This window comes from Myxococcus sp. AB025B, assembly GCF_006518215.1.
GTDB classification, from domain to species: domain Bacteria; phylum Myxococcota; class Myxococcia; order Myxococcales; family Myxococcaceae; genus Myxococcus; species Myxococcus fulvus.
Window position 1 is genome coordinate 50,355 of the sequence record NZ_SRLW01000014.1, and the last position, 10,654, is coordinate 61,008.

The following is a 10,654-nucleotide window of genomic DNA, read 5'->3' on the forward strand; positions in this document are numbered from 1 at the left end:
CATGGCCACCCACGCCGCCCCGAAATCCACCCTGGATTCACCCAGCTCCGTCCGCGCCGGTGAGGAGCTGAACGTCCCCGCCGTCGACGCGTGGCTCAAGAAGCAGGTACCGACGCTCGAGGGCCTGCCCACCGTGACGCAGTTCTCCGGCGGCGCGTCCAACTGGACCTACCGGCTCAAGTACCCCAAGCGAGACCTCATCCTCCGCCGCCCTCCCGCGGGCACCAAGGCGAAGTCCGCGCACGACATGTCCCGCGAGTACCGCGTGCAGAAGGCGCTCCGGCCCGCCTACCCGTTCGTGCCGGAGATGGTGGCTCTGTGCCAGGACGCGTCCGTCATCGGCGCGGACTTCTACGTCATGGAGCGCATCGAGGGCATCATCCCCCGCGCCAACATGCCGCGCGGGATGAACCTGAGCGCCGGCGAGACGCGCAAGCTGTGCGTCAACGTCATTGACAAGCTGCTGGAGCTACACGCGGTGGATGCCCAGGCCGTGGGCCTGTCGTCGCTCGGCAAGGGCGCGGGCTATCCGCGCCGTCAGGTGGAGGGCTGGTCGGACCGCTACGAGAAGGCGCGGACCTGGAACGTGCCGAGCTTCAAGTACGTGCGCGACTGGCTCAAGGACCACATCCCCGACGACATCGCCACCTGCGTCATCCACAACGACTGGCGCTTCGACAACGTGGTGCTGGACCCGGGCGAGCCCACGCAGGTCATCGGTGTCCTCGACTGGGAGATGGCCACGCTGGGCGACCCGCTGATGGACCTGGGCAGCGCGCTCGCGTACTGGGTCGAGTCGGATGATGACTTCTTCATGCGCGCCACGCGCCGTCAGCCCACGCACATGCCCGGCATGATGAGCCGCAGGGAGGTCGTCGACTACTACCTCCAGCGCTCCGGCCTGAAGCCCGCCAGCTGGACCTTCTACGAGGTCTTCGGAATCTTCCGGCTCGCCGGCATCATCCAGCAGATCTACTACCGCTATCACCACAAGCAGACGCGCAACCCGGCGTTCAAGAACTTCTGGACGCTGGTGACGTACTACGACTGGCGCTGCAAGCGGCTCATCAAGAAGGGAGGGCGGTGATGGGCGTCGTGTACCTCATCCGCCATGGGCAGGCGTCCTTCGGCGCGGAGGACTACGACCAGCTCTCCGAGACGGGCTTCGTGCAGGCGCGCGTGCTCGGCGAGGCTCTCAAGACGCGGCTGCCGCGTCTCGACGCGGTGGTGGCTGGCACGCTCACCCGCCACCGGCAGACGGCGGAGACGTGCCTCTCCGCCATGGGCGTGGACCTGCTGCCCACGCGCAGCCCCGGCTTCAACGAGTTCGACCACGACGAGCTGGTCGTCCGCCACACGCCCCGCTACGCCAACCACGCCGCGCTGGCCGAGGACCTCGCCTCGGCGCCGGAGCCGCGCCGCGCGTTCCAGGCGCTCTTCACCGAGGCCGTGGCCCGCTGGGTCGCCGGCAAGCACGACGCCGAGTACACCGAGCCCTGGCCCGTGTTCCGCGAGCGCTGCCTGCGCGCGCTCGATTCGCTCATCCACGGGCTGGGGCCGTCCAAGACGGCGCTGGTGTTCACCTCGGGCGGCCCCGTCACCGCCATCTGTCAGCAACTGCTCCAGATTCCCGACGAGCACGCCTTCCGCCTCAACTGGACGCTGGCCAACTGCGGCGTGACGAAGGTCATCTACAGTGAGCGCGGGCGCTACCTGTCCTCGCTCAACGAGCACACGCACTTCGAGGGGGCGAACCAGGCCCTCATCACCTACCGCTGAAGGAGTCCGGCCATGCGAAGGAACATCCTGATTACGGGCGCGAGCTCCGGACTGGGTGAGGGCATGGCCCGCGAGTTCGCGGCGCGGGGACGCCATCTCGCGCTGTGCGCTCGACGGACGGACCGGCTGGAGGCGCTGCGCGCGGAGCTGCTCTCGAAGCACCCGGGCATCCAGGTCTCCGTGCGCGCGCTGGACGTGAACGAGCACGAGCGGGTGTTCGAGGTCTTCGAGGCGTTCGCCCAGGACCTCGGTGGGCTGGACCGCGTCATCATCAACGCGGGCATCGGCGTGGGCAAGCGCATCGGCACCGGCCACTTCGCCACCAACGCGAAGACGGCCCAGACGAACTTCGTGGCCGCCGTGGCCCAGTGCGAGGCGGCCGTGGGAATCCTCCGCAAGCAGGGCCACGGACACCTGGTCACCATCTCCTCGATGAGCGCCATGCGCGGCCTGCCCCGTCACCTCACCGTGTACGCGGCGACGAAGGCGGGGCTGGCCACGCTGACGGAGGGCATCCGCGCGGAGCTGCTCGGCACGCCCATCAAGGTCTCCACCATCTATCCCGGCTACATCCACACGGAGCTGAACGCGGGGGCGAAGAACCTGCCCTTCGCGGTGGACTCGGAGCGGGGCTCCCGCGCGCTGGTGAAGGCCATCGAGAAGGAGCCGGTGAGCGCCTACGTCCCCGGCTGGCCGTGGGGTGTCGTCGGCTTCTTCCTGCGCAACCTGCCGCTCAAGCTCGTCGCGAAGATGTCCTGAGCCCGCGTGGGAGTCAGCGGCGCTCGGCGCCCACGAAGACCTCGTCGAGGAACGCGCGCATCGCGGCCCAGGTCCGTCGGGCCGCGTCGGGATGATATTGGAGCCCGGCCTCGGGGTTGTGGAGCCCTGGATAGGTGAAGGCATGCATCGCGTGGCCGTGCGCGTGGAGCTGCCAGTCCGCGCCCGCCTCCGTCAGCTCGCGCGCCACCGCGAGCACGTCCTCCTTCGAGCTGGTCGGGTCCTCCCAGCCGTGCAGGATGAGGACCCTGGCCGTGATGGAGGACTGAGGCCCGAGCCTCGGCGGCACGAGGACTCCATGGAAGCTCACGGCGGCCTTCAGTCCCGGCACCGCGCTGCGCGCGAGGTCCAGCGCGCAGAGGCCACCGAAGCAGTAGCCGATGACGACGATGCGCTCCGGGTCGACGAGAGGATGGCGCAGCGCGGCCTCGAAGCCGGCGACCATCCGTCGACGCAGCAGGGCGCGGTCCTCCATGAGGGGCCCCATCAGGCGCGAGTTGTCGTCCGCGACACCGCCTCGCACGCCCTTGCCATACACATCCACGGCGAAGCACACGTACCCCAGCGCGGCGAACTCCTCCGCCTTCGCTCGGATGGGCGCGTTGAGGCCGTCCCATGCATGCGCCAGGAGCACGCAGGGACGACGGCGGTCCTCCCGACGGCCCCAGGTGACGTACCCCTCACAGACGGTCTCCCCCTCGCGATACTCCACGAGTTCACCGTGGAGGACTGCCTCCTGCTGTCCCGACATCACCGTGTCTCCTCGCTGCCTGCGAGGCGACAATCTGGCGCCGGGCGCGACGCGGGTCTTGAACGAATGCGACATGCCCCGGGGCCTCCGCTCACGCGAGCAGCGCCCTGATTGCGATGCTCCGCCTCCCCGAGCGACCGGTGCTCGCCGCGGCCCTACCGGTGCTGGGAGACGCTCCGGTGAGGCTCCGCACGGGCTGGTGACGACTGGGTTGGACCTTCGTCGGGGACCGCCTTCAGAAGAAGTGCGCGAGCCCACCGGGCGCGGCGTCGCGTGCCTGCGCGAAGTACTCGGCGAGGATGGACCAGTTCCCGCGCTCGTACCGTCCGGGTGTCACGCCGAGGTAGCGGCGCCACTGGCGAATCTGGTGGGCCTGGTCGCTGAAGCCGTGGAGCGGGTCGCCCTGCCCCGTCTGCATCGCATGGAGGCTGGCCTGGACGCGGTCCAATCCGAGCAGTTGCTTGGGAGTACAGCCCACGTGAGCCCGGAACCAACGCTCGAGCTGCCGCGTCGACACCCCCATTCCGCGCGCCGTCGTGCTCACCCGCGAGGTCCTCGCCAGCGTCGCCCAGGCCTGCTCGAGCCGCTCCAGTTCGCCTCCTGCCCGCGCACGCCGGAGCAGCCATGCATCCAGCCGGTCCGCGACCCGCCTGGGAGTCCCCGCCGCCGCGAGGTCGTCACAGAGGCATCGCGCGGGCCCGTCCCCCAGCAGCCCTCCGAGTTCGATGAGGTCGTCGCGACTCTCGGGCCCCGTCGCGGGAAACAGTCGCGCCAATCCCGGCGGCCGCAACATCACCATCACGAAGGAGCACCCCGCCCCGGAGCTCCAGTTCCGCGGGCGACTCTGGACGCCCAGCAACGAGGCGCGTGGCGCGCCCGCCGCGAACTCACTCCCACACGGTCTGCCGAAGTTGAGCGTCAGCACCGCCGCCGCGGTGGGCGTGGTCCGGATGGGCCTGCCCTCGTACGAACCCTCCAGGTCCTCGATGAACCAATAACCGAGGACCAGCGGCGCGAGCGCGGTGTGCGGAGCAAGGGCGAGGAAGGCCATGTGGAGAATCCCGGAACGACCCTACACAATGGCAGACGCGTCTCGAAGGTCGTCGTCGACCCGTGTGGGCTCCCCCCTACGCACCGCCGACATTGACGCCGGCATTCGAGCCCACGCTAGACTCCCTGGCTTCCGGGCTCCGCGTGGATGCGCGAGCCTTTTCGAGGGGGAACACCACATGGGACTCAAGCAGGCCATCGAGAAGCTCAACACGGCGGTCGACGACCTCGTCACGTTGGAGGTCATCACCTACACCGGCCAGGTGAAGCACATCATCAACACCACCGGCGCCAAGCCCACCATCGACTGGGACAACCTGACGACGAGCGCCGTGGGCAGCGCGACGACCCAGGCCACCATCAAGCTCGTCGCCGCGACGCAGGTGAAGTTCGACGGTGACATGAAGCTCTTCCAGACCGATGAGCAGGACATCCCCCGGCTGCAGGAGCTGCTCGACCTGCACCGCAAGTCGGTGGAGACCAGCATCGCCGCGCGCAAGTCCGTCGTGGACTTCTTCGGCGACCTGCTCAAGGACATCGTCAAGAAGGGCTGAGCGACGATGCCGTCCTCGCCTGAGTCGGTCCGCATCGCGGCGCTGTTCGACGCGCCGACACGGCTCCCCGCGGCGCGAGGCGTGCCGCTGAAGGGCCGTGGGCTCGACCCGTTGGAGACCGCCATGAACCTGGAGGAGAACCTCCAGGTCCTGGAGCAGCACGCGGGGCTGGTGCCGCTCTCGGAGCTGACGCCCTCGTCCCAGGGCGCCAACTACGAGCGCTACAAGCTGGTGGTCCGCGCCGTCCGCCTGCGCCTGAGTCACCTGGGCTACGACGTGGGGGACCCCACCAGCGACAAGATGGACGCGGCGCTGCTCAAGGGGCTCAACCCGTTCCGCGTGGACATCGGGCTTACGCCCAGCGGCGCCACCATCGAGCAGGCGACGTGGGACGCGCTCCAGGAGCTGGTCACGCTGGAGGACCCGCTCGACATCGAGCGGTGGTACCCCGTCAACGGCGTGGCGAAGCCCGTGCTCCTGCGCGCCGCGCAGCTGCGGCTGACGACGCTGGGCCTCAGGGACAACGTCAAGGTCGACCCGAGCGACACGAACAACCTGCGCATCCAGCTGGCGCGCTTCCGGGCCGTGATGTTCGAGCTGGGCCTGACTGCGTCCTCGAGCATCACCGAGCGGGAGACCCTGCGGCTGCTGATGTCTCACGATGAGCTGCTGGAGAAGGTGGCCCAGGGCACGCCCGAGCTGCGCAGCTTCCTCCCCGAGCGGGAGCTGGAGGAGAGGAAGCTGCCCACCGCGTCGCGGCGCTTCCTGCTGCGGCTCGCGCGCAACGAGCTGTGGCTGAACGGTTACCCGCTGGGAGACATCCGCGAGCCCGTCGTCGCGTCGAAGCTGCGCAAGGCGCTGGACCAGTACTGGAGGAACAGCCCGGCGCGGCCCACGTTCGAGGCGCTGGTGCTGCTGCACACCACGCAGGTGACACCCGCGCTCTTCGAGGACTTCGTGCGCCAGCAGCGCGAGGAGGACGTGTCCTCCGACGACCTCGTGAAGTTCGTCGAGAACAACCAGGCCGAGCTCCAGGACTACTGGACGAGCGAGGTCGACAACTCGGACTTCTTCCTCTGGGACGGGCTCAAGCGCACCTTCAAGTGGCTCAAGCGCCAGGTGCAGCGGCTCGGCGAGACGGTGGTGAGCATCTTCCGGTCCGTCGGGGAGTTCTTCAAGACGCTGGCGCGCAACGTCTTCCGCTCGCTCTTCCAGGTCGCCAATGACGTGCTGGGCGCGATTGGCCGCGCGGCCACCGCGTTCGCGGATGGCGTGGGCATCTTCCTGGGCGGACAGGTTCTGCCCCCCGCGCCCCGGCTGGACATGGGCTGCCGGCTCAACATGGACTGCGACTCGGTGCTGTTCATCGACGCGCAGGCCTCGGTGGAGGACGCGCGACAGTTGCTGGGACGCATCGAGCGGGTGTCGGCGGCCATCGGGCTGGCGGGGGCCGTGCTGTCGCTCGTCATCCGGCTCGTCGGCAGGGCGGTCTCGGGCGTGGTCGGGTGGCTCCTGCTGATTGCCACACTGGTGCAGGCCGCGCCGGAAATCCTCGCCAAGGTGTCGGCGCTCGCGGCGCTGGGCTGAGCCGCGTCACGCCAGTCGGGACTGGAGGGCCTCGCCGTCGCCATCCTCGTTGTCGGCCTCGCGGCGCAGCGTCTCCCACGCGAGCATCACCTGCTTGCGCGAGCTGCCCCAACGGTAGTCGCCGATGACGCCCGTCTTGCGCAGCACGCGGTGACAGGGAATCAGCAGCGCCACCGAGTTGTCGCCCACCGCGGAGCCCACCGCGCGCACCGCCTTGGGCCTGCCGATGGCCTTCGCCAGGTCCTCGTACGTCGCCACCTCGCCCGGCGCCACGCGCAGCAGCGCCTGCCACACCTGCACCTGGAACGGCGTCCCCTTCACCAGCACCGACAGCGCCGTCCGCTCACCCGGCGGCGTCTGGGAGAAGATGCGCCCGGCCCACGGCGCCGTCAGCCTCGGAGACTCCACGAAGCTCGCCCTCGGCCACTGCTCACGCAAGGACTCCAGCGCCTCGGACTCGGACTCGCCCGTCAGGAAGTGCAGTCCGCAGATGCCGCGCTCACAGACGGCGATGAGGCAGTCACCGAACGGTGACGCGTGTACGCCGTGGTGAATCGTCAGTCCCTCGCCGGCGAGCTTGAACTCCCCGGGCGTCATCGCCGTCAGCGTCACGAACAGCTCGTGCAGCCGCCCGCCTCCGGACAGCCCCACCGCGAAGGACGTGTCGAGCACGCTGCGCCGCTCGGCCAGCAGCCGGCGCGCCGAGCTGAGCGTGTGCACCTGGAGGAAGCGCTTGGGGCTGATTCCCGCCCAGCGGGTGAACAGGCGCTGGAAGTGGAAGGGGCTCAGGCCCACGTGCGCGGCGACGTCGTCCAGCGAGGGCTGCTCGCGCGCGTGCGCATCGAGGTAGAGAATCGCCTGCTCGATTCGGGCGTAGTCGCTGTTGGCCATGTCCCGGCTCCCGGAAGGTGTGTCCATCCCTGGGTATGACCCCGGGGCCCTCGCCCTTCAACCCGGTTCTTGCGGCCATCCCCCTCTGGTGCGCAGCAAGGACCGGGTCGTCCGCCCGCGGACGGGCGCCTACAGTGCCCCCATGCGCCTCTACGACTGCGCGGCCTCCGCCAATGGCTACAAGCTGCGCCACGTGTTGTCCTGGCTCGGCCGGCCCTATGAGCTCGTCCCCGTGGACATCTTCGCGGGCGAGAGCCACACGCCCGACTTCCTTCGCCACAAGAACCCCGCCGGCCGCATCCCCGTGCTGGAGCCGGAGCCCGGACGCTTCCTCGCCGAGTCCAACGCCATCCTCCTGTTCCTCACCGAGGACACGCCCCTCTTGCCTCGCGACGCCTTCGAGCGCGCCCAGGTCCACCAGTGGCTCTTCTTCGAACAGAACTGCGTCGAGCCCAACATCGGCACCGCACGCTTCTGGGTGCTCACCGGGCGCGCGCGCCTGCACCCTCCCGAGGTCCTCCGCGTGCGCGTCGAGGCCGGCCGCGCCGCGCTCACCACGCTGGAGCGGCATCTCCAACACGAGGACTTCCTCGTCGGCGGGCGACCCACCGTCGCCGACATCGGGCTGTATGCCTATGCGCATCTCGCGCCCGACGCGGGCCTGGCCCTGGAGGACTTCCCCGCGGTGTCCCGGTGGCTCGCGCGGGTGAAGGCCCAGCCCGGGCACATCGGCGCACTCGCCCCGTATCCGGCGAACGCGATGGTCACCGCGCCGTGACGTGACGTGCGAGCCCGCACGGAGAATCACGCGTCGTCGCGGAATCCCATGTCGGAGGTGTGCCACATGGGGCACTCGTCCGTGGGTCGACTTGACTCGCGAGGGGTGAGCGTTTATCCGTGAGGGCCATGACGTCCTTCTTCGCCATGCGTCGAATGTCGATGACCGGTGGGCTCGCGCCCGCCTGTGTCGGCTGACGTCGCGTCCGACCCTGGCGAGCCACCGAGCCCACCCACCCGCGAGGGTCGGTGGGCTTCGTCGTTCCTGGCCCTCCCGTAGCGCCCTCGCATCACCCGCAGGAGCGCAGCGAAGCCAGCCCCGCCGTCCGTTCACTTCACACCCCACTTCCACTTCCCTCCCGGGCGCACGCTCGCGCCCGCGCAGCCACCCGTCTGTCCGGAGACATCCCTTGGCTCCCCCCACTCGCGCGACCTCGCCGCGCCTCTTCGAAGTCACCGCGCCAGAGCTGACGTTGGAAGCCGGTGCCCGCATCACTCCGCACCTCGTGCGCGGTTGGTGGTGGGGCCCGGAGGACGACCTGCCCTGGCTCCAGTCTCGTGCGCACCTACTCGCGCAGGAGGAGTCCCAGGCCACCACGCCGCGACTCGTGCGCCGCACGCGAGAGGAGCTGCTCCATGCCTCCGAGCGTGCCCGTCGTCACGGCGGCACACGGCCCTCCACGCGCGTCCCCACCGTGCTGTTGGTGCACGCGCTCACCGGCGACATGCGCGCGGGTGGCGAGGGCGGCTGGTGGGAACCCCTCATCGGCGCGGGCCGCGTGCTGGACCCGACGCGCATGCGGCTGCTGTGCTTCAACAACCTGGGCTCCTGCTACGGCACCGTCGGCCCCGCGGACGAGGGCTTCCCCCGACGCACCGACGACTCGCGCTTCGGCCCCGCGCCCGTGCTGGCCAAGGGTGACCTGCGCCAGGACGAGCAACACCTGCCCGCCACGCTCACGCCGTGGGACCAGGCGCGAAGCATCCTCCTCACACTCGACACCCTGGGCATCCAGGAGGTGGAGCTCGTCACCGGTGGCTCGCTGGGTGGAATGATTGTGCTCTGCCTCGCCGCGCTCGCGCCCGAGCGGTTCGCGCGCATGGCGCCCATCGCCGCCGCGGAGTCGGCCTCCGCGTGGGTGGTGGGGCTCAATCACGTGGCCCGACAGGCGCTGCTGCTGGACCCGGGGTTCCCCGAGTCGTCACACCGGGGACTGGAGCTGGCGCGACAGCTCGCCATGCTCACGTACCGCGCGGAGCCGGGACTGGACACGAACCAGCCGCGTCCCGCGACGTGGTCCTCGCGCGCGCTGCACCCGGTGCAGAGCTACCTGGAGCACCAGGGGCGCAAGCTGGAGGCGCGCTTCGACGGGCGCGCGTACCTGGCGCAGTTGGGGGCCATGGACCACCACGACCTTTCGAGAGCGCCGCATGGAGGACTGGAGCGCATCCGCGCGAGCGCCCTGTGCGTGGGCATCGACCAGGACCTGCTCTTCTTCCCCCAGCACATGGCGACGCTGGCCCAGCGACTGCGTGCCCAGGGCGTCCACGCCGAGCACGCGGAGCTGTCCAGCCCGCACGGCCACGATGGCTTCCTCATCGAGTGGGCGCCCCTTGCGGCACTGCTTGCCCGGGCCCTCACCCTGCCCTCGGGGCTCGCGCTCGCGCGCTCCGCGCTCATGGCTCGAGTCGCGGATGAGGACACTCGATGTACTCGCGCGTCATGAATCGAGCGGCCTCGCGCGCCGTGTCAGGGACGCCGTCCGCGCCCGGATGATTCGCGGGCCCCAGGGACGTCAGCCCGCCTTGCGCGGCCACACCGGCCCAATCTGGTCCTGGTGCGCGAAGATGGGCGGGTCCGCCTCGTTGGTGAAGGCGCGCAGGCGGCAGTACTCCGGATACGACGCCTGCACCGTCAGCACATCCCCTGCGCGCATGACCTCGTCCCCCACCGGGTGGAGCTGCTCGTGGCCGTCGCGCATCAGCGACAACGCCAGCCCGCCGAAGCGATCTCGAATGGCGGAGATGTTCAGCCCCGGCAGGCCCTCGCGCGCCTCGAAGAGCGACACCACCATCAGGTGCTTGCCCAGGTGGAACGAGTGGATGATGCGCGGGTCCATCGCCGCCAGCGCCATCGCGGGCGCGGCGAGCGACGAGCTGGACAGGGCCTCCGCCTTGAACGTGTCGCGCACCTTGCCGCTCAGGTCCTCGTCGAACAGGCGGATGACGACGCGGATGTTCGGGTTCAGCTTGCGCGCGTCCAGCGCGATGTTGAGGTTCGCCAGGTCGTCGTCCGTGGCGCAGACAATCGCGGAGGCGTGCTTCACGTTGGTGCGCGGCAGGCACAGCGGGCTGCGCGTGTCGTCGATGAGCAACGGCACGTTCTCGTCCCGCAGCGCGGAGACGAAGGCCGCGTCCTCGCGCTTCTCCACCACCACCACGTCCTTGTCCATCTCCTTCAACTGCGTCACCACGCGGTAGCCCACCC

At 69.8% G+C, this 10,654-nt stretch carries 11 protein-coding genes; 7 read left to right on the plus strand and 4 right to left on the minus strand.

The genetic code is table 11. From position 1 onward, the window contains the following. Window position 1: 1 nt before the first annotated feature. Genes FL311_RS04040 through FL311_RS04050 form a run of 3 tightly spaced genes read left to right on the plus strand, consistent with a single transcriptional unit; the run spans window position 2 to window position 2,538 of the window. On the plus strand, window positions 2-1,087 hold the full coding sequence (locus tag FL311_RS04040) for a phosphotransferase family protein (protein WP_141323568.1): 1,086 nt from the start codon (window positions 2-4) through the stop codon (window positions 1,085-1,087). Next, window positions 1,087-1,779, plus strand: a complete 693-nt coding sequence (locus tag FL311_RS04045) for a histidine phosphatase family protein (RefSeq protein WP_074950844.1) — start codon at window positions 1,087-1,089, stop codon at window positions 1,777-1,779. The genes FL311_RS04040 and FL311_RS04045 overlap by 1 nt, the downstream gene beginning before the upstream one ends. A gap of 12 nt (window positions 1,780-1,791) precedes the next feature. Then, window positions 1,792-2,538: an SDR family oxidoreductase gene (locus FL311_RS04050; protein ID WP_141323570.1), complete on the plus strand. Its 747-nt coding sequence runs from the start codon at window positions 1,792-1,794 to the stop codon at window positions 2,536-2,538. 13 nt (window positions 2,539-2,551) lie between these two features. Here FL311_RS04050 and FL311_RS04055 read toward each other — a convergent pair whose 3' ends face one another. Together FL311_RS04055 and FL311_RS04060 are read right to left on the minus strand one after the other, a co-directional pair. After that, window positions 2,552-3,382, minus strand: a complete 831-nt coding sequence (locus FL311_RS04055) for a dienelactone hydrolase family protein (protein ID WP_228556658.1) — start codon at window positions 3,380-3,382, stop codon at window positions 2,552-2,554. A gap of 160 nt (window positions 3,383-3,542) precedes the next feature. After that, window positions 3,543-4,358: a helix-turn-helix domain-containing protein gene (locus FL311_RS04060; protein ID WP_141323571.1), complete on the minus strand. Its 816-nt coding sequence runs from the start codon at window positions 4,356-4,358 to the stop codon at window positions 3,543-3,545. 178 nt (window positions 4,359-4,536) lie between these two features. On the opposite strand from FL311_RS04060, the gene FL311_RS04065 reads away from it, so the two are divergent. Together FL311_RS04065 and FL311_RS04070 are read left to right on the plus strand one after the other, a co-directional pair. Then, the gene (locus tag FL311_RS04065) at window positions 4,537-4,911 is read left to right on the plus strand and encodes a hypothetical protein (protein ID WP_141323572.1); all 375 of its coding nucleotides are present in this window, start codon (window positions 4,537-4,539) and stop codon (window positions 4,909-4,911) included. 6 nt (window positions 4,912-4,917) lie between these two features. Next, complete coding sequence (locus FL311_RS04070; RefSeq protein ID WP_141323574.1) at window positions 4,918-6,498, plus strand: hypothetical protein; 1,581 nt, start codon at window positions 4,918-4,920, stop codon at window positions 6,496-6,498. Between the two features lie 6 nt (window positions 6,499-6,504). On the opposite strand, the gene FL311_RS04075 is transcribed toward FL311_RS04070, so the two are convergent. Next, window positions 6,505-7,389 (minus strand): methylated-DNA--[protein]-cysteine S-methyltransferase, encoded by an 885-nt coding sequence (locus FL311_RS04075; RefSeq protein WP_141323575.1) that lies wholly within the window; start codon window positions 7,387-7,389, stop codon window positions 6,505-6,507. Between the two features lie 142 nt (window positions 7,390-7,531). On the opposite strand from FL311_RS04075, the gene FL311_RS04080 reads away from it, so the two are divergent. Further along, window positions 7,532-8,167, plus strand: coding sequence for a glutathione S-transferase family protein (locus FL311_RS04080; RefSeq protein WP_141323577.1), 636 nt, complete (start codon window positions 7,532-7,534; stop codon window positions 8,165-8,167). Between the two features lie 409 nt (window positions 8,168-8,576). Then, window positions 8,577-9,893: an alpha/beta fold hydrolase gene (locus FL311_RS04085; protein ID WP_141323579.1), complete on the plus strand. Its 1,317-nt coding sequence runs from the start codon at window positions 8,577-8,579 to the stop codon at window positions 9,891-9,893. Window positions 9,894-9,962: 69 nt separating this feature from the next. Here the strand turns inward: FL311_RS04085 and FL311_RS04090 are convergent. Further along, window positions 9,963-10,654 (minus strand): TrkA family potassium uptake protein (locus FL311_RS04090; protein WP_194869046.1); only part of this gene is annotated, 692 nt, incomplete at its 5' end.